A 538-nucleotide genomic window follows, 5' to 3' on the forward strand; every position below is an offset into this window, starting at 1 on the left:
GACGCCTTTCGGCCGCCCGGTCGAACCGGAGGTGTAGATCAGATAGGCGAGGTTGCCGGCGAGCAAACCGCTGAGCGGAGCTGTGTCGGGGTAAGCGCTGTCGTCGAACTCATCGATAGCCAGACGCGCCAGCCCTTCGACCACCGGCAAGCGCTCCTGCACCTGCGTGTGGGTGAGCAGCAGCGCCATCGCCGAATCTTCGATCATGAACGCCAGTCGCTCCGGCGGATAATCGATGTCCAGCGGCACATACGCCGAAGCGCTTTTCATCACCGCCAACAACGCCACGACCATCTCGACCGAACGTTCCAGCGCCACACCGATGACCACTTCCGGCCCGGCACCCAGTTCGATCAGGCGATGAGCCAGGCGGTTGGCGCGACGCTCCAGTTCAGCGTAATTCAGCGTAGCGTCACCGCAGACCAGCGCCGTGGCCTCAGGCCGCGACTGGGCATGGCGGGCAATCAGCTCAGGCAGCAACTGCGCCTGATAACTTGCGCCAGGCGCGGCGCTCCATTGCTCAAATGCTTGCCATTGT

Annotated in this window: 1 protein-coding gene; it reads right to left on the reverse strand. The window is 63.6% G+C overall.

The window, feature by feature from the left end:
- Positions 1 to 538, reverse strand: a 538-nt coding sequence (locus tag BK660_RS30490; RefSeq protein ID WP_148057494.1) for an AMP-binding protein, incomplete at both ends; no start/stop codon positions are given.

This window comes from Pseudomonas brassicacearum (assembly GCF_003732265.1).
GTDB lineage: Bacteria > Pseudomonadota > Gammaproteobacteria > Pseudomonadales > Pseudomonadaceae > Aquipseudomonas > Aquipseudomonas brassicacearum_D.